Raw genomic sequence first — 17,771 nt, forward strand, 5'->3', positions numbered from 1 at the left:
CGCGAACCGAGGGGGCCTCCACCGAACCGAACTCAAGCCGTGGGCGGCTGATACACCTTCGTCAGCTTCCCCGCCGCAGCTCGATCCAACAGCCACAACGTCCGCCGGTGCCCGCGGGCGCCGGCCACCGGCAACTGGACCTCGCCGGCCCCCGACAGCGCCAATGCCACCGCGTCCGCCTTGGCCTCACCCGCGGTCATCAGCCAGATGTCACGCGCCTGGCGGATGGCCGGCAACGTCAACGAGATCCGCGTGGGCGGCGGCTTGGGACAGTTCCGCACCGCCACCACCGACCGCTCGGTCTCGTACACCGCCGGCGACTCCGGGAACACCGAAGCCGTGTGCCCTTCGCCGCCCAGGCCCAGCAGCATGATGTCGAACGACGGCACGTCGCCGTGGTCCTCCGGGCCGGCGTTGTCGGACAGAACGCGGGCGTAAGCCGACGCCGCCGCGTCCACGTCGGAGCCGAACTCGCCGTCCGAAGGCGCCATCGCGTGGACCCTCTTCGGGTCCAGCGGCACGTGGTCCAGCAACGCCTCGCGGGCCTGCTTCTCGTTCCGCTCGTCGGAATCCGCCGGGACGAACCGCTCATCGCCCCAGTAGATGTCCAAGCGGGACCAGTCGATCGCGTCGCGGGCCGAAGACTCGCGCAGCTCCGACAGCACCGCGATGCCCGTTCCGCCGCCCGTCAGCACCAGTGAGGCCGATCCCTTGGCCGCCTGGACGTCCACCAGCCGCGTGACCAGCCGGGCCGCAGCCGCGGCCGCCAGGAGGTCCTGGTTCGCGTAGACGACTACTTCCGTCTTGCTCATTTCTTCGAACCGGAAGCGGCCGCCGCCGCGGCAGGCGAAGTGACGTCGGCCTTCGGCGGCGCCCCCGTCTTGCCGTTCGTGCCGGAGGTGATCTTCGAAAGCCCGTGCAGCGACGTCTCGTACACCTCGTCCGGGTCGAGCCGCCGCAGCTCCTCGATCAGGCAGTCCTGGTTGTCACGCCGCTGCAGCGCGATCCGGCGGGTCGGCTGGCCCGGCTGGGTCAGCGTGCCGACGCGGCCGTCCGGCCGGTGCAGCTCCACCGGGCCCGACCGGCGCTCCAGGGTCACCGAGATGATCCCGGCCGCGCCCGTGCTCTTGACCCGCTTGACCGGCACCTTGAGGTACTCGGCCAGCCAGCCGGCCAGCAGCTCGGTCGACGGCGAATCGGCCTCGCCGGTCACCGTCGCGCCGGTGACCTTCTCGTACGGCGGCAGGTCCAGCGCCGACACCAGCTGCGCCCGCCAGCGGGTCAGCCGGGTCCACGCCAGGTCGGTGTCGCCGGCCGTGTACGCCTTCGCGCGCGTGGTCAGCGCCCGGACCGGGTTCTTCTCCGCGGCGGAGTCGGTGATCCGGCGCTGGGCCAGCTCGCCCAGCGGGTCCTTCGCCGGGTCCTTCGGACCGGCCCCGGGCCACCAGCAGACGATCGGCGCGTCCGGCAGCAGCAGCGGCACCACCGCGCTCTGGCCCTGCGCGGCCAGCGGGCCGTACAGGCGCAGCACGATGACCTCGCTCGCGCCGGCGTCGCCGCCGACCCGGATCTGGCCGTCGATGCGCGGGGCCGCGGTGCGGGCGCCCTTGGCCACCACGATCACCCGCGACGGGTGCTCGCGGCTCGCGCCGTTGGCCGCCTCGATGGCGTCTTCGAGCTTGGCGTCGTCGTCGGCCACGATCACCAGCGTCAGGACCCGCCCGAGCGCGACTTGCCCGCCCTGTTCGCGGATCTCCACCAGCTTCTTGTTGAGTGCCGAAGTCGTGGTGGACGGCAGGTCGATGATCACGGGCGCCTCCATTTCCGGCCGGTGCGCTCCAGCATTTCGTCGGCGGACGGCGGACCCCAGGTGCCCGGCGCGTACTGCTCGGGCGCGCCTTCCTTGGCCCAGTGCGCCAGGATCGGGTCGAGGATCTTCCAGGACAGCTCGACCTCTTCGTTCACCGGGAACAGCGACGGCTCACCCAGCAGGACGTCGAGGATCAGGCGTTCGTAGGCCTCGGGGGAGGACTCGGTGAACGCGTGCCCGTAGCCGAAGTCCATCGTGACGTCGCGGACCTCCATCGTGGTCCCCGGCACCTTCGAGCCGAACCGCAGCGTGATGCCCTCGTCCGGCTGGACCCGGATGACCAGGGCGTTCTGCCCCAGCTCCTCGGTCGACGTCGAGTCGAACGGCAGGTGCGGCGCCCGCTTGAACACGACGGCGATCTCGGTGACGCGGCGGCCGAGCCGCTTGCCGGTGCGCAGGTAGAACGGCACCCCGGCCCAGCGGCGGCTCTGCACCTCGAGGGTCACCGCGGCGTAGGTCTCGGTCTTCGAGTCCTTCGCGAAGCCCTCTTCCTGCAGCAGGCCGGGCACCTTCGTGCCGCCCTGCCAGCCGCCCGCGTACTGGCCGCGCGCGGTCGTCTTGTCCAGCGGTCCCAGCGGCTTGGTGCCCGAGAGCACCTTGATCTTCTCCGCGCGCAGGGCCCGCGGGTCGAACGACAGCGGCTCCTCCATCGCGGTGAAGGCCAGCAGCTGCAGCAGGTGGTTCTGGATGACGTCCCGGGCGGCGCCGATGCCGTCGTAGTACCCCGCGCGCCCACCGAGGCCGATGTCCTCGGCCATGGTGATCTGCACGTGGTCGACGAAGTTGGCGTTCCAGATCGGCTCGAACAGCTGGTTCGCGAAGCGCAGCGCCAGGATGTTCTGCACCGTCTCCTTGCCGAGGTAGTGGTCGATGCGGAACACCGACTCCTCGGGGAAGACGTCGTTGACGATTGCGTTCAGCTCTTCGGCGCTCTTGAGGTCGTGGCCGAAGGGCTTCTCGATGACGACGCGCCGCCAGGTGTTCTCGTCGGCGTTCGCGAGCCCGGAGCGGGCCAGCTGCTTGGTCACCACCGGGAACGCGCCGGGCGGGATCGACAGGTAGAACGCGGTGTTGCCGCCGGTGCCGCGCTCGTGGTCGAGGTCCTTGACCGTCTGCGCGAGCCGGTCGAAGGCGTCGTCGTCGTCGAACGTGCCCTGGACGAACCGGATGCCTTCGGCGAGCCGGTTCCACACCGACTCCTTGAACGGCGTCCGCGCGTGCTCCTTGACCGAGTCGTGCACGAGCTCGCCGAAGTCCTGGTGCTCCCAGTCGCGCCGGGCGAACCCGACGAGCGAGAAGCCGGCGGGCAGCAGCCCGCGGTTGGCCAGGTCGTAGATGGCGGGCATCAGCTTCTTGCGGGCCAGGTCGCCGGTGACCCCGAAGATCACCAGGCTGGACGGCCCGGCGATCCGCGGGAGCCGCTTGTCCCGCGGATCGCGCAGCGGGTTCTTCCACGTCATGCGGAAACCTCCTGTACCGCACGGACGACGGCCGCGAGACCCGCGGCCCGGTCGGTCAGGTGCAGGCGCAGCACCGGGCGGCCGTGCTCGGCGAGCACCTGCCCGTCACCCAGTGCCTGGGCGTGCTGCAGCTGCCCCAGCGTGTACGGCCGCTCCGGGACGTCGAGGTCGTGCTCGACGGCGCCGGTGAGCTGCAGGAACACGCCGTTCTGGTGCCCGCCCTTGTGGTACTGGCCGGTGGAGTGCAGGAACCGCGGGCCCCAGCCGAACGTCGTCTGCAGCCCGGTCCGCTTGGCGATTTCGCCGCGCAGCAGCGACGTCGACGCGTCTTCGAGCCGGTCGAGGTACGCCTGCACCGCGATGTAGCCCGCGTCCGGGGCCGAAGCGAAGAACGCGCGCAGCACGTCGGTCAGGCTTCCTTCGGTGGCAACGCCTTCGGAACCGAAGATCTCGACTGGTCCGTCCACATTGGACGCGGTCTCGCCGCCCTTCAGCTTCTCCGGGTCGTCCAGCAGCGCGCGGGCCGCCTTCTTGGCCGCTTCGACGTCGGGCTGGTCGAACGGGTTGATCCCGAGCAGCCGCCCGGCGAGCGCCGTGGCGAACTCCCAGAGCAGGAACTGCGCACCCAGCGACCCGGTGACCGAGATCTTCGCCGCACCCTGCGGGCCGCCGACCGCGGTCGGCGTGGCGTCGGACTTGGCGTCGGCGAAGCCGGGCGCCTCCGGGCCCTCCACCGCGACCGGCAGCAGGCCGGTGCCCTGCTTGCCGGTGGATTCCGCGATCAGCTGCTCCGCCCAGTCGGGAAAGCCCTTGATCCCGGAACCGGAGTCGGCCAGGACGACCTTCTCCGCGCCCGCCTCGTGCGCGGCGGCCCAGGCGGCGGCCAGCTTGACCGCCGGGTTGCCGGCCGTGTCCGCGGCCAGCTCGTCGGCCACCGAAGCGGCCTGGTCGAGCAGCCGGGCGACGTCCGCGCCGGCGAGACCGGCCGGGACGAGCCCGAACGCGGTCAGCGCCGAGTAGCGGCCGCCGACGTGCGGGTCGGCGAGGAAGGTCTTGCGGTAACCCTCCTTTTCGGACAGTTCCTGGAACGGCGAGCCCGGGTCGGTGACGACCACGATCCGCCGCGCCGCGTCGATGCCCGCGTCGGTGAACGCTTTCGCGAAGATCCGCCGGTGGCTGTCGGTCTCGACGGTGCCGCCCGACTTCGACGACACCACGATCACCGTGCGCTCGAGGTCGCCGGCGAGCGCGTCGGCGACCTGGCCCGGGTCGGTGGTGTCGAGGACGGTCAGCGGCACGCCGTCGGTCGCGGTGATCACCTCGGGCGCCAGCGACGAGCCGCCCATGCCGGCCAGCACGACGCGGTCGACGCCCTCACTCCGCAGCTCGGTCCGCAGCGCCTCGATCTCGCCGATCAGCGGCCGCGACGACTTGTGCAGCGTCGTCCACGACAGCCGGATCGACGCCTCGGATTCGGCGTCCGGCCCCCAGAGCGTCGCGTCCTGCGCCGCCAGCTTCGAAGCCGCTTGGTCGTTGACCAGCTGCTCGGCCAGCGGTGCGGCACGCTCCGCCAGTGCGGCGTCCACGATCTCGACGCCGGTCTTCTCACCTGTCGTCATGTCGTGCTTCAGCCCTTCGCCTTCTCGAGCTGCCCGTTCACGGTCTCCAGAAGCTCGGTCCACGACTTCTCGAACTTCTCGACGCCCTCGTTCTCCAGCGTGAGGAACACGTCGCGGATGTCGATGCCGACCGCCTCGAGCTTGTCGAAGACCTCCTGCGCCTCGGCGGCGCGGCCGGTGACCTGGTCGCCGGTGATCTCCGCGTGCTCCGCGACCTCGTCGAGGGTCTTCTCCGGCATCGTGTTGACGGTGTCCTTCACCACGAGCTGGTCGACGTAGAGGGTGGGGGAGTAGTCCGGGTTCTTCACGCCGGTCGAGGCCCACAGCGGGCGCTGCGCGTTGGCACCGTCGGCGGCGAGGGCCTTCCAGCGGTCCGAGGAGAACAGCTCCTCGAAGGCCGCGTAGGCGAGCCGCGCGTTGGCGACGGCCGCCTTGCCGCGCAGGGCCTTGGCCTCGTCGGTGCCGATCGCGTCCAGGCGCTTGTCGATCTCGGTGTCCACGCGGGACACGAAGAACGACGCCACGGAGTGGATGCCGCGCAGGTCGTGACCGTTGGCCTTCGCCTGCTCCAGGCCGGCGAAGAAGGCCTCGATGACCTTCTTGTACCGCTCGACGGAGAAGATCAGCGTGACGTTGACGCTGATGCCCTCGGCCAGGGTCTTCGTGATGGCCGGCAGGCCCTCTTCGGTGGCCGGGATCTTGATCAGCACGTTCGGCCGGTCCACGGTCTTCCACAGGTCCTGCGCCTCGACCACCGTCTTGTCGGTGTCCTTGGCCAGGCGCGGGTCGACCTCGATGGAGACGCGGCCGTCGACGCCGTTCGTGGCGGTGTAGACGTCGCGGAACAGGTCCGCGGCGTTGCGCACGTCGGTCGTGGTCAGGTCCCGGATGGTCGCCTCGACGTCGGCGCCCTGGGCGGCGAGCTCCCGCGTCCGCTCGTCGTAGGCGTCGCCCTTCGACATCGCGTTGGCGAAGATCGTCGGGTTGGTCGTCACGCCCACGACGTGCTTGTCGCGGATCAGGTCGGCCAGGTTGCCGGTGTTCAGGCGTTCACGCGAAAGGTCGTCCAGCCAGATCGAAACACCGGCCGCGGACAGCTGCGCGAGCTTGTCGTTGCTCATTTGCTGCGTCATCCCCTTCAGGAATTCTTGGTGTTCTGGATCGAGCGGCGCGCGGCCTCGACGACTGCTTCCGCGGTGAAACCGAACTCACGGAACAGTGTGGCGGCATCGGCGGAGGCGCCGAAGTGCTCGATCGAAACGTTCACCCCGGCGTCACCGGTGAAGCGGTGCCACGACTGGGCGATCCCCGCCTCGACGGACACGCGGGCCTTCACCGACGGCGGGATGACCGAATCGCGGTACTCCTGGTCCTGAGCGTCGAACCACTCGACGCACGGCATCGAGACCACCCGGGCGGCGACGCCCTCTTCGGCCAGCTTCTTGCCGGCCTCGACGGCGAGCTGGACCTCGGAGCCGGTGGCGATGAGCACCACGTGCTCGTCGTCCGCCTTGCCGAAGTCGGCCAGGACGTACCCGCCCTTGGCCACGCCCTCGGCGCTGGTGCCCTCGAGCACCGGCACGTTCTGGCGGGTCAGCGCCAGGCCGGACGGGTGGTGGATGTCCTCCAGGACCGCCTTCCACGCGTACGCGGTCTCGTTGGCGTCCGCCGGGCGGACGACGTTGAGGCCCGGGATCGCGCGCAGCGCGGAGAGCTGCTCGATCGGCTGGTGCGTCGGCCCGTCCTCGCCGAGGCCGATCGAGTCGTGCGTCCACACGTAGGTGACCGGCGCCTTCATCAGCGCGGCCAGCCGGACCGGCGGGCGCATGTAGTCGGAGAAGATGAGGAACGTCGCGCCGTACGGGCGGGTGCCGCCGTGCAGCGCGATCCCGTTGAGGATCGAGCCCATGGCGTGCTCGCGGACGCCGAAGTGCAGCGTCCGGCCGTACGGGTTGGCCTGCCACATGTCGGTGGCGGCCTTCTCGGGGCCGAACGAGTCGGCGCCCTTCATCGTCGTGTTGTTGCTCTCGGCCAGGTCGGCCGAACCGCCCCACAGCTCCGGCAGCGGCTCGGCGAGGGCGTTGAGCACCTCACCGGAGGCCTTGCGGGTCGCGATGCCCTTGGCGTCCGGCTCCCACTTCGGCAGGTTGTCGGCGAAGCCCTCGGGCAGCGTGCGGGTGGCCATCCGGTCGCCGATCTTCTTGCGCTCCGGGTTGGCCTTGCCCCAGGCCTCGTACTTCTCCTGCCACTCGGCGTGCGCGGCCTTGCCGCGCTCCAGCGCCTGGCGGGTGTGCTTGAGCACGTCGTCCTCGACCTGGAACGACTGCTCCAGGTCGAAGCCGAGGATCTTCTTGACCGCGGCGACCTCTTCGGCGCCCAGCGCGGCGCCGTGCGCCTTGCCGGTGCCCATCTTCTTCGGCGCCGGGTAGCCGATGACGGTGCGCAGCGCGATGAACGACGGCCGCTGCGTCTCGGCCTTGGCGGCCTTGATGGCCTCCTCGATCGCGACGACGTCCTCGCCGCCCTCGACGACCTGGGTGTGCCACCCGTAGGCCTCGTAGCGCTTCACGGTGTCCTCGGACAGCGCGATGTTGGTGTCGTCCTCGATCGAGATCTTGTTGTCGTCGTAGAAGACGATCAGGTTCCCCAGCTCCTGGCGGCCCGCGATGGACGAGGCCTCGGAGGTGACGCCCTCTTCGATGTCGCCGTCGGAGGCGATCACGTAGATGTGGTGGTCGAAGATGCTCTCGCCGGGCGCGGCGTCCGGGTCGAGCAGGCCCCGCTCGCGGCGGGCGGCCATAGCCATGCCCACGGCGTTCGCCAGGCCCTGCCCCAGCGGGCCGGTGGTGGTCTCGACGCCGTCGGTGTGGCGGTACTCCGGGTGACCCGGGGTCTTCGAGCCCCACTTGCGCAGCTGCTTGAGGTCCTCGAGCTCGAGGCCGTAGCCGGCGAGGAACAGCTGGATGTAGAGCGTCAGGCTCGAGTGGCCGGCCGAGAGGACGAACCGGTCACGCCCGGGCCAGTGCTGGTCGTTCGGGTCGTGACGCAGCGTGCGCTGGAAGAGCGTGTAGGCCAGCGGCGCGAGGCTCATCGCGGTGCCGGGGTGGCCACTGCCACAGTTTTCGACCGCGTCCGCGGCCAGCACCCGGACGGTGTCCACGGCGCGGGTGTCGGTGTCGGTCCAGTCGGCGGGCACGTTGCGCCGGAGGAGTGGGTTGTTCTCGCTGGTAGTGGCGGTTTCGGACACTGAACTCCAACTCCCGGTCATGATGGTTGCGGCTGGTCTTCCTCGTTCCGGTTACCCGTGCGCGCGGCTACCTATCTCAATCGATCCCGAAGGGACGATATTCCTGCTCGCGGCCATGCGCAGGGGCAATCGCGGCCCGTCGCGGCCAGCCTAGTGCTTCGGGGAGTCGAGGACCCGCGATCACCCACGGGATTCACCACGTCTAACATCGTTCGAGGGTTCAGTAGGGCTGGTTTCTTCGGCTACCCGGACTGGTCCCGCCCGAACCTGACGCAGGGAGTGAAATGTCGTTGGTGAACGCTGCGCACGGACGCAGTGAGGACACCAGCGCCGTGCACCCGACCGGTGAGCGACCGCACGGTGACCGGCGAAGCATCCGCCGGGTCGTCGGCGCCTACGCGGCGCTCGCGAAGCCGCGGGTCATCGAGCTCCTCCTGGTGACCACCATCCCGGCGATGTTCCTCGCCGGCCGTCAGATCCCCTCGCCGTGGCTGGTCCTGGCCACGCTGGTCGGCGGGACGATGGCCGCGGGCAGCGCGAACGCGCTCAACTGCGTGATCGACGCGGACATCGACAAGGTGATGAACCGCACGAAGCGCCGGCCGCTGGTGAAGGACTCGGTGCCCCGCCGCGGCGCGCTGATCTTCGGCTTGGTGATGGGCGTCGCGTCGGCCGTGGTGCTCTACTTCACGGTCAACCTGCTGTCGGCGATCCTGGCGGTCGCGACGATCCTCTTCTACATCTTCGTCTACACGCTCGGCCTGAAGCGGCGGACGTCGCAGAACGTGGTCTGGGGCGGCGCGGCGGGCTGCATGCCGGTCGTCATCGGCTGGGCCGCGGTCACCGGCACCGTGCAGTGGCCGGCGTTCGTGATGTTCGGCGTCATCTTCTTCTGGACGCCCCCGCACACGTGGGCGCTGGGCATGAAGTACCGCGACGACTACGAGCGCGCGGGCGTCCCGATGCTGCCGGTGGTCGCCACCGCCCAGCACGTCGCCCGCCAGATCGTCATCTACTCGTGGGTGATGGTGGCGTGGACGCTGCTGCTGCTCCCGGTGACGTCCTGGCTGTACGGCACGTTCGCGATCCTCGCGGGCGGCTGGTTTCTCTTCTACGCGCACAGCCTCCAGGCGGCGGTCCGGCGCGGCGAAGAGACCAAGCCGATGGCGTTGTTCCACCGGTCGAACACGTACCTGATGATCGTGTTCGTGGCGCTGGCGGTCGACTCGGCCATCGGCCTGCCGACCCTCGGCCTGCCGTTCTGAGACGGATCGGGACCGCGGTAGCCGCGGTCGTCGTCCTCGGCCTGCTGGTCCTGCTCGGCCGCGGGAAGGTGCCGCTCGACCAGGAGCAACTGCTCGGCACCGGTTGCGCCATCCCGTCGCGGATCACCGCCGTCCCCGGCCCGGCCCCCGACGGCGGGACCGTCCGCGTCGCCGAGCTGGGCCCGGGGGTCGCGGTGCTGGAGAACACCGGCACCCTGGCCGCCTACCGGATCCCGGTGACGTCCGGCACCCGGACCGTCGAGGTACCGGTGCTCCCGCCCGGACAGCGGGTCGGCGTCGTCCTCGACCGGCCCCTGGTCGGCGCGGTGACCTGGCTCGCGCCCGAGGCCTTGGGCGGGTTCACCCCGGTGACCGCGTCCGTCGTGCCGGGCGGCATCCGCTACCACTCGGCGAACTGCCGCGCCCTGACCAGCCGCGGCGCCGCCGTCCTCCACCGCGACCCCACCGGCCGCCTGACCGGCGGCGACCGGCTGCCGCCGGCGAGCGTGTCGTGCGCGCCGGGTGACCACGTGCTTCCCGGCGCGGGCGCCGAGATCTACCCGTACTGCGCCCTCGCCGCGGAATGATCGCGCGGCGGTCCCCGTTAAACTCGGTTGGCTCTTTTCCTTGAGGCGAAAGCAGGATCTTTGTCTTCGGACGACTTCTCCGCCGAGCTCGCCCGCGAGCAGGCGTACGTCACCACCCTCTACGCGAAGCTCGACGCCGAGCGCGTCGACGCCCAGCGCCGCCTCGACGAGACGTTGCGGCTGACCGGCGGCACCCCGCAGGCCCGTACCGAGCGCGACGTCGCCACCACCCTCTACACCGACCGGCTCGCCCAGCTCGGCTCCGTCGAGCAGGGCCTCGCCTTCGGGCGGCTCGACTTCGTCCCCGAGAGCGCCGAGGAAACCACCTACATCGGCCGGCTCGGGCTCTTCGACGAGGACGACGACTACAAGCCGCTGCTCGTCGACTGGCGGGCGCCCGTCGCGCGGCCCTTCTACCTCGCCACCGCGGCCTCCCCCGAAGGGGTGCGCCGGCGGCGGCACCTGCGGTCGCTGACCCGCAAGGTCACCGGCTTCGACGACGAGATCCTCGACCTCACCGCCGCCGACCAGGGCCAGGACCTCGGGCTGGCCGGCGAGGCCGCGCTGCTGGCCGCGCTCGAACAGCGGCGCACCGGTGAGATGAGCGACATCGTCGCCACCATTCAGGCCGAGCAGGACCGCATCATCCGCGCCCCGCTCGGCGGCGTCATGGTCGTCCAGGGCGGCCCCGGTACCGGCAAGACCGCCGTCGCGCTGCACCGCGCGGCCTACCTGCTCTACACGCACCGCCAGCAGCTCACGACCCGCGGCGTGCTCGTCGTCGGGCCGAACAGCACGTTCCTGCGCTACATCGGCCAGGTGCTGCCGTCGCTGGGCGAGACCGGCGTGCTGCTCGCCACGATCGGGCAGCTCTACCCGGGCCTGGACGCCGACGGCGTCGAACCCCGCGAGACGACCGAGGTCAAGGGCCGGCTGGTGATGGCCGACGTGCTCGCCAACGCCGTGCGCGACCGCCAGCGCGTGCCCGAGCCGGTCATGGAGATCGAGTACGAGCACGACGTGCTGCGGCTGGACCGCAAGACCTGCACCGACGCCCGGACCCGCGCCCGCCGTTCGCGGCGGCCGCACAACCCGGCGCGGCGCCTGTTCGTCTCCGACGTCCTCGACGCGCTGACCCGCCAGGCCGCCCGCAAGCTGGGGGAGGACCTGCTCGACGGGCAGGACCTCCAGGACATCCGCGCCGAGCTGGCGGCCGACGAGAACATCGCCGCCGCGCTCGACTCGCTGTGGCCGGTGCTGACCCCGGAAGGCGTGCTCGACGACCTGTTCGCCGACCGCGAACGGCTGTCCAGCGCCGCTCGCAAGCTGCTGTCCCCCGAAGATCGCGCCCTGCTGGAAAGCGGCCGGGACGGGCGCTGGACGCCGGCCGACGTGCCGCTGCTCGACGAGCTGGCCGAGCTGATCGGCGTCGACGACACCGAGGCCCGCGTCGAGCGCAAACGCCGTGAGCGCGAGGACCGCGCGTACGCCGAGGGTGTGCTCGACATCCTCGAGCAGGACGAGGAAATCATCGACGAGGAGCTGCTGCGCGTCTCCGACGTCCTCGACGCCGAGCTGTTCGCCGAACGCCAGGTGGCGCGCAGCGAGCTGACCGCCGCCCAGCGCGCCGCGCAGGACCGGACGTGGACGTTCGGGCACGTGATCGTCGACGAGGCCCAGGAGCTTTCGGCGATGGACTGGCGGCTGCTCATGCGGCGCTCGCCGAACCGGTCGATGACGCTGGTCGGCGACGTCGCCCAGACCGGCGCGGCCGGGGGCGCGCGGTCGTGGGACGAGGTGCTCTCGCCGTACGTCGAAAACCGGTGGCGCCTCGAAGAGCTGACCGTGAACTACCGCACGCCGGCCGAGATCATGGCGGTCGCGGCGCGAGTCCTCGCCGAGGTTTCCCCGGAGCTGGCGGCGCCGTCTTCGGTGCGGGAGACCGGGGTGCCGCCGTGGTCGGTGCGGCCGGCTTCCCTGGCCGCGGAGCTGCCCGGCCTGGCCGAGCGCGAGCTGTCCGAAGTGGACGGTGGGACGGTGGCGGTCCTGGTGCCCGCCGGGCGGTTCGACGAGGTGTCGTCGTGGCTGTCCGATCACGACGAACGGCTGAGCGTGCTGACCGTCGAGCGGTCGAAGGGCCTGGAGTTCGATTCGGTGGTGCTGGTCGCGCCGGACGAGGTCGTCGCGGGGTCGCCGCGCGGGCTCAACGACCTGTACGTGGCCCTGACGCGGGCTACGCGGCGGCTCGGCGTGGTCGCCACGGGTGACGACGTCCCGGCACTCTCCGTGCTTGGCTAGGGTGCCTCGCATGCAGAAGATCGGGAAGATCGTGGTCGTCGCCGCGGCGGCGCTGTCGCTGGCCGCGTGCGGTCAGAAGGCCCAGACCCAGACGGCCGCCCCCGCGGGGCCGTCGGTGCCGCCGTCGTCGGACGCCGCCCAGGCGCCCCAGAGCAAGGGCCGCGAGTGCACCGCGGACGACATCAAGACGACGGGCAAGTTCGGCGAGAAGCCGGCGATCACCATCCCCGACGACTGCGACCCGCCGAAGAAGCTGATCACCAAGGACCTGTCCGAGGGCACCGGCGGCGCGGCGAAGGCCGGCCAGCAGCTGAAGATGAACTACCTGCTGGTGACGTGGTCGGACAAGAAGGTCCTGGACAACTCCTACGACCGCGGCGAGACGTTCGACCTCAACCTCGGCGCGGGCGAGGTCATCCCCGGCTGGGACCAGGGCCTGGCGGGCATCAAGCAGGGCGGCCGCCGGTTGCTGATCATCCCGCCGGACCTGGCGTACGGCCAGGGCGGCCAGGGCATCAAGCCGAACGAGACGCTGGTTTTCGTCACCGACGCCGTTTCGGTCCCCGCCGCGTAGTTCGTGAAGGCCACCTCGGGCGACTCGAGGTGGCCTTCCCAAGTTTCAGGGGATGAGCAGGAGCTTGCCGGTGGTGCGGCGGCCCTGCAGGTCCTCATGGGCCTGGCGGGCGTCGGCCAGCGGGTACTTGCCGCCGATCCGGACGGTCAGGTCGCCCGCCTGAACCGCGTCGAACAGCTCCTTCGACCGCCAGTCGATCTCCTCGCGGGTGCGCGTGTAGTGCGCCGACGTCGGGCGGGTCAGGTACAGCGAGCCGCCCGAGTTGAGGCGCTGCGGGTCGATCGGCGGCACCGGGCCGCTGGCCGCGCCGAACAGCGCGAGCAGGCCGCGGATCTTGAGGCTGGCGAGGCTGCCGTCGACGGTGTCCTTGCCGACGCCGTCGTAGACCACGTCGACACCCTCGCCGTTCGTCAGTTCGCGGGTGAGCTTGGCGAAGTCGTCGCGGTCGTAGCGGATGACGTCGTCGGCGCCGGCTTCGCGGGCGAGCTTCTCCTTCTCCTCGGTCGACACCGTGCCGATCACGCGGGCGCCGCGCGCCTTGGCCAGCTGGATCAGCAGCAGCCCGACGCCGCCCGCGGCCGCGTGCACCAGCACGTCGTGGCCGGGCTTGACCTCGAACGTCGAGGCGACCAGGTAGTGCGCGGTCATGCCCTGCAGCATCGTCGCGGCGGCGGTTTCCAGGGAGACGCCCTCGGGGACCTTGACGGCCATCGACGCGGGGACGAGCTTGCGCGCCGCGTAGCTGCCGAGCGACCCCTGCCAGGCGACGCGGTCACCGGGCGCGAAGCCCGTGTCGGCGCCGGCCTCGACGACCGTGCCCGCGCCCTCGAGGCCGAGGACGAACGGCAGGTCGATGGGGTAGATGCCCTGCCGCTGGTAGGTGTCGATGTAGTTGACGCCGGCCGCGGCGACGTCGACCAGCAGTTCGCCGGCCTGCGGGGCCGCGACGTCCACTTCGGCCGTTTCGAGCACTTCCGGGCCGCCGGTCTTCGTCACCTGCACTGCGGTGGGCATGCGTCCTCCTCGGGTCGGTTCTCCCGGTAGCAACTATGGCCGACGCCACGCTGTTCCGCGTTCCGGCGCGTTCTTGGTTATCGTTCGGGACGTGTCTGATTCCGAAGAGACTGTTCCGCCGACCAGCGCGCAGCTGGGCGCGGCCCGCAAGTTCGTGAAGGCGCACGGCAAGCCGTCCCGCGCGGTGGTGGAGAACATCGGCCGGGCGGGCGCACGCGTGGTGCTGGTCGGCGCCGACGGCGCACTCGGCGACGTGGTGGTGCCCAGCGTCGAGACCGGTTCGGCCTTGATCGAGGCGGTCGAGGACCTCTCGCCGGCCGAGTGGGACGCGGAGACGGTCAAGCAGACGAAGATCGGCCCGGAGCACCGCCGTAAGATGGCGGGCCGGTGACCCTCAGCGCGATCCTGGTCGGTTGTGCGGAGCTCCCCACGGGAGACGGCGACGACGACGCCGTGGTGCCCGCGTTGGAGTCGCTGGGCTTCTCGGTTTCGTGGGCAGCCTGGGACTCGTCGGTCGACTTTTCCTCGGCGGATGCGGTGATCCTGCGGGCGACCTGGGACTACGCGGACCGTCGGCCCGAGTTCCTCTCGTGGTGCGAGTCGGTACCGTCGCTGTACAACTCGGCGGCGGTGGTCCGGTGGAACACGGACAAGTCGTACCTGGTGGAGCTGCTCGACGCGGGTGTGGCGGTGGTGCCCACCTCGCTCGTCGAGCCGGGTGAGGCGGCCCGGTTCCCGTCGTCGGACTTCGTGGTGAAGCCCTCGGTGGGCGCGGGTTCCCGGGGCGCGGCCCGGTTCGCCGCGGGTGCCGACGCTTCGGCGCACGTTTCGTCGTTGCACACGGACGGTCACACGGCGCTGATCCAGCCGTACCAGTCCAGTGTGGACGAGTCGGGCGAGCTGGCTCTGGTGTACATAGGCGGAATCTACTCGCACGCCTTCTCGAAGGGCGCGATGCTGGGCTCCACAATGGACGCATCGGGCCTGTACCTGTCGGAGGAGCTGGCGCCGGCCACGCCACCCGCGGACGCGGTGGCGTTGGCGGAGGACGTCCTCGATGCGGCGTCGGCGTTGCTGGGGATCCTGCGGGCGGAGTTGCTGTACGCGCGGGTGGACCTGGTGCGGGGGGCGGACGGGAAGCCGTTGCTGCTGGAGCTGGAGCTGACGGAGCCGTCGCTGGGCTTCCGCCAGACGGATGCCTCGGCGGCGCTCCGCTTCGCTTCGGCGGTGCGGCAGCAGCTGGCGTAGTCATCGCACCGCGGCCAGCGCGAGGGCGACGATGGCGCCGATCGCGGTCACGGCCAGTGAGCCGGTGAGCAGGCAGAGCCCGCTTGTCCTCTCGTCGGTCACTGTGCTACCCCTTTATTGGTGTACTAGTACGCCCCAGGCAATGCGCGTGTTTGCAATTGTCGATCTTCGTCGGGGTAGCGGAGGGCGTCATGACCATCGGGATGGGCAGCGAGCCGGTCGGAGATGCGGCTTCGCTCGCGGAAGTCGAAGCCGCGCTGCGCTGGTTGGCGAAACGCAAAGACGGCGAGCCGCTTCGCTTCCTCCGCGACGCGATCGAAAATCCGGCGGGCGAACCGGCGGTCGTGCTCCGCTCCTTGGTCGCGCCGGCGGCGTCGGTGGCGCCCGAGTCGCGCGCGTTCGCGGTGTGGGGCCTGCTGGTCGACGAGATCGGCGCGGCCGCGAATTCCCGCCGCCGCAACACGTTGATGGCAGCATTCCGGGTCCCGCCGGCGCCGCGTGGAACCGCGTGGAAGGCTACCTTGGGTGACCGCTTCCGCCAGCTGATGCTGCTCCCGGGCGTCTTCGGCGATCCGCCCCCGACCACCGCCACGCCGATGCACCAGACCTGGAGGTGGTCGCTCACGGCGTTGGCGGCCTCGCTGGCGGAGAAGCTGGCGAGCGGGCCGTACTGGCCGGACTACATCGACATCGGCCGAGCGGCGGTGGAGGTCACGGACGAGCGCGTCGCCTGGCGGGCACGGGCGGCGTCAGTGGGGGCGCAGCCGGTGTTCGTGGAGCGCATGCTGGTCACGGCGGTGATGTACCGCCGGACGATCTGGCGCCGCATCACCGAACGCGACGTCGTCGCCTGCGAAGACGGCGTCGACGGCTACGACACGCACGCGGCGATCGGCTGGGAGCACGACCCGGCGGACCTGCCGGTGACGGCCCTGTGGGCGTGCCGGGTGGTCGCGTCACCCTGGCTGCACCCGGGCGACCCGATTCAGGCGCGCTTGCAGTTTCGCCGGGCACTGCGGATGGGCGAGCGCTACACGTTCGTCTCCGAGGCGCTCGACGGGCGGCTCGAAGAGGAACGCAGGTGGCTCAACGTGGACATCGACCACCACGGCATCGCGCCCGGCGGCCTGACGATCCAGGTGAGCTTCGACGCGCGACACCTGCCTGAGGCGTGCTGGTGGTACGCGGAACAGCTGGAATACGAACGGACGCGGCAACCGCCGGACGGTGACCCGCACTTGCTTCACATCGGCGACGGTTTCGTCCGGCACACCTTTGTCGAAGGCTGCCATCCGCGAGAGGATTACGGTATTGCCTTCAGGTGGAAATCCTCGTGACCGACGTGAGTCGCATCGGTCACGAGAGATCATTCCCGTCTTGGTGTTCTAGTTACCGGTGTTGCCGCCACCGCCGCCGCCCGCGAGGACGGTCGTGGTGGTGTCAGCCGGCTCCTGCCCGCTCGACGCAGGGGCGATCACCCCGATCACGGCGATGGTCAGAGCGACGGCGACGATGATCCGCCGGAGTTTTCCGCTCTTGCTGCGCTTGTCCATGAGTCTCCTTCGGTGATGGGAAGTTGGCTCACCGTAGGAGTAACCGGGCGCCACGATCGAGCGAGTCAGCTCTCTTTCGTGGCGCCGAAGGCGGATTATGCTTGGTCGCTTACCTGCTTGGCGGCCAGCCGGTCAGCCCGCGGCCACCGAACGTCGGTCGCCCACCCGAGTTGCTCGAACGTCCGGATCACCCGCGCCGAAACATCCACCTGACCCCGCAGCACCCCGTGTCGCGCACAGGTCGGGTCCGCGTGGTGCGAGTTGTGCCAAGACTCGCCCATCGACAACAACGCCAGCGGCCAGAAGTTGGCGGCGCGATCACGACTGGCGAACGGGCGTTCCCCGATCAGGTGGCAAATCGAATTCACCGACCAAGACACGTGGTGCAGGAAAGCGATGCGCACCAACCCGGCCCAGAAGAACGCCGTCACCACGCCCCACCAGGACCACGAAAGCAGGCCGCCCAAAAGAGCCGGCAGCGCCAGGCTCAACGTGATCCACAGCCAGAAGTACCGGTTCACCACCCGCAGATCGCGGTCCGCCACCAGGTCGGGTGCGAACCGGTCCGCGTTGGTCACCTCGCGCGAGAACATCCACCCCATGTGCGCGTGCCAGAACCCGCGCAGCAGCGCCGACGGCGATGTCCCGAACAGCCACGGCGAATGCGGGTCACCCTCCCGGTCCGCGAAAGCGTGGTGACGGCGATGGCTCGCCACCCAGAAGATCACCGATCCCTGGACCGCCATGCTCCCCGCGATCGCCAGCGCCACGCGCAACGGACGGGACGCCTTGAACGCCCCATGCGTGAAATAGCGGTGGTAACCGACTGTCACGCCGAGCGTCGCGAACACGTAGAACGCCGCCGCGAGGATCAAGTCGATCCAGGTCATGCCCCAGCCCCACACCAGCGGGACCGCGATCAGGAGCGCCGCGAACGGCACCAGCAGGAACGTCTTCAGCACCAGCATCTCGCCAGTGCCCCGGCGGTGGGAGATGAGCGGCTTGGGCGCGGAGCGCGTCGTCATGGGCGCACCGT

General features: G+C 70.5%; 16 protein-coding genes. 7 read left to right on the top strand and 9 right to left on the bottom strand.

Going from position 1 to position 17,771, the window contains the following annotated elements:
* Window positions 1-32 precede the first annotated feature (32 nt).
* Genes pgl through tkt form a run of 6 tightly spaced genes read right to left on the bottom strand, consistent with a single transcriptional unit; the run spans window position 33 to window position 8,196 of the window.
* Window positions 33-812: a 6-phosphogluconolactonase gene (pgl, locus tag ACERZO_RS00560; RefSeq protein ID WP_372660026.1), complete on the bottom strand. Its 780-nt coding sequence runs from the start codon at window positions 810-812 to the stop codon at window positions 33-35.
* A complete protein-coding gene (opcA, locus tag ACERZO_RS00565) occupies window positions 809-1,810 on the bottom strand; it encodes a glucose-6-phosphate dehydrogenase assembly protein OpcA (RefSeq protein WP_372660028.1) in 1,002 nt (333 codons plus the stop codon). The genes pgl and opcA overlap by 4 nt, the downstream gene beginning before the upstream one ends.
* A complete protein-coding gene (gene zwf, locus ACERZO_RS00570; protein WP_372660030.1) occupies window positions 1,807-3,330 on the bottom strand; it encodes a glucose-6-phosphate dehydrogenase in 1,524 nt (507 codons plus the stop codon). The genes opcA and zwf overlap by 4 nt, the downstream gene beginning before the upstream one ends.
* Window positions 3,327-4,949, bottom strand: coding sequence for a glucose-6-phosphate isomerase (locus ACERZO_RS00575; RefSeq protein ID WP_372660032.1), 1,623 nt, complete (start codon window positions 4,947-4,949; stop codon window positions 3,327-3,329). The genes zwf and ACERZO_RS00575 overlap by 4 nt, the downstream gene beginning before the upstream one ends.
* A gap of 8 nt (window positions 4,950-4,957) precedes the next feature.
* Window positions 4,958-6,070, bottom strand: coding sequence for a transaldolase (tal, locus tag ACERZO_RS00580; protein ID WP_372660034.1), 1,113 nt, complete (start codon window positions 6,068-6,070; stop codon window positions 4,958-4,960).
* 17 nt (window positions 6,071-6,087) lie between these two features.
* Window positions 6,088-8,196: a transketolase gene (gene tkt, locus ACERZO_RS00585; RefSeq protein ID WP_372660036.1), complete on the bottom strand. Its 2,109-nt coding sequence runs from the start codon at window positions 8,194-8,196 to the stop codon at window positions 6,088-6,090.
* Between the two features lie 284 nt (window positions 8,197-8,480).
* Between tkt and ACERZO_RS00590 the strand changes: the two genes are divergently transcribed.
* The 4 genes from ACERZO_RS00590 (at window position 8,481) to ACERZO_RS00605 (ending at window position 12,920) form a co-directional block, all read left to right on the top strand.
* Window positions 8,481-9,461 (top strand): heme o synthase, encoded by a 981-nt coding sequence (locus ACERZO_RS00590; protein WP_372660038.1) that lies wholly within the window; start codon window positions 8,481-8,483, stop codon window positions 9,459-9,461.
* A gap of 68 nt (window positions 9,462-9,529) precedes the next feature.
* On the top strand, window positions 9,530-10,048 hold the full coding sequence (locus ACERZO_RS00595) for a hypothetical protein (RefSeq protein WP_372660040.1): 519 nt from the start codon (window positions 9,530-9,532) through the stop codon (window positions 10,046-10,048).
* A gap of 60 nt (window positions 10,049-10,108) precedes the next feature.
* Window positions 10,109-12,346 (top strand): HelD family protein, encoded by a 2,238-nt coding sequence (locus ACERZO_RS00600; RefSeq protein ID WP_372660042.1) that lies wholly within the window; start codon window positions 10,109-10,111, stop codon window positions 12,344-12,346.
* 10 nt (window positions 12,347-12,356) lie between these two features.
* Window positions 12,357-12,920 carry an FKBP-type peptidyl-prolyl cis-trans isomerase gene (locus ACERZO_RS00605; RefSeq protein ID WP_372660044.1) on the top strand — a complete coding sequence of 188 codons (564 nt, stop codon included), beginning with the start codon at window positions 12,357-12,359 and terminating at the stop codon, window positions 12,918-12,920.
* A gap of 45 nt (window positions 12,921-12,965) precedes the next feature.
* Here the strand turns inward: ACERZO_RS00605 and ACERZO_RS00610 are convergent, their stop codons facing one another.
* Window positions 12,966-13,934: a quinone oxidoreductase family protein gene (locus ACERZO_RS00610; RefSeq protein ID WP_372660046.1), complete on the bottom strand. Its 969-nt coding sequence runs from the start codon at window positions 13,932-13,934 to the stop codon at window positions 12,966-12,968.
* A 91-nt stretch (window positions 13,935-14,025) separates the two neighbouring features.
* Here ACERZO_RS00610 and ACERZO_RS00615 point away from each other — a divergent pair, with 91 nt between their 5' ends.
* The 3 genes from ACERZO_RS00615 (at window position 14,026) to ACERZO_RS00625 (ending at window position 16,519) form a co-directional block, all read left to right on the top strand.
* Window positions 14,026-14,325 carry a hypothetical protein gene (locus ACERZO_RS00615; RefSeq protein WP_372660048.1) on the top strand — a complete coding sequence of 100 codons (300 nt, stop codon included), beginning with the start codon at window positions 14,026-14,028 and terminating at the stop codon, window positions 14,323-14,325.
* The gene (locus ACERZO_RS00620) at window positions 14,322-15,182 is read left to right on the top strand and encodes an ATP-grasp domain-containing protein (RefSeq protein ID WP_372660050.1); all 861 of its coding nucleotides are present in this window, start codon (window positions 14,322-14,324) and stop codon (window positions 15,180-15,182) included. Before ACERZO_RS00615 ends, ACERZO_RS00620 begins: the two co-directional genes overlap by 4 nt.
* Window positions 15,183-15,265: 83 nt before the next feature.
* On the top strand, window positions 15,266-16,519 hold the full coding sequence (locus ACERZO_RS00625) for a hypothetical protein (RefSeq protein WP_372660052.1): 1,254 nt from the start codon (window positions 15,266-15,268) through the stop codon (window positions 16,517-16,519).
* A 48-nt stretch (window positions 16,520-16,567) separates the two neighbouring features.
* Here ACERZO_RS00625 and ACERZO_RS00630 read toward each other — a convergent pair whose 3' ends face one another.
* Together ACERZO_RS00630 and ACERZO_RS00635 are read right to left on the bottom strand one after the other, a co-directional pair.
* Window positions 16,568-16,735 (bottom strand): hypothetical protein, encoded by a 168-nt coding sequence (locus ACERZO_RS00630; RefSeq protein ID WP_372660054.1) that lies wholly within the window; start codon window positions 16,733-16,735, stop codon window positions 16,568-16,570.
* A gap of 95 nt (window positions 16,736-16,830) precedes the next feature.
* Window positions 16,831-17,760 (bottom strand): acyl-CoA desaturase, encoded by a 930-nt coding sequence (locus tag ACERZO_RS00635; RefSeq protein WP_372660056.1) that lies wholly within the window; start codon window positions 17,758-17,760, stop codon window positions 16,831-16,833.
* Window positions 17,761-17,771 lie beyond the last annotated feature (11 nt).

It is taken from the genome of Amycolatopsis kentuckyensis (genome assembly GCF_041679295.1).
Lineage (GTDB): Bacteria > Actinomycetota > Actinomycetes > Mycobacteriales > Pseudonocardiaceae > Amycolatopsis > Amycolatopsis kentuckyensis_A.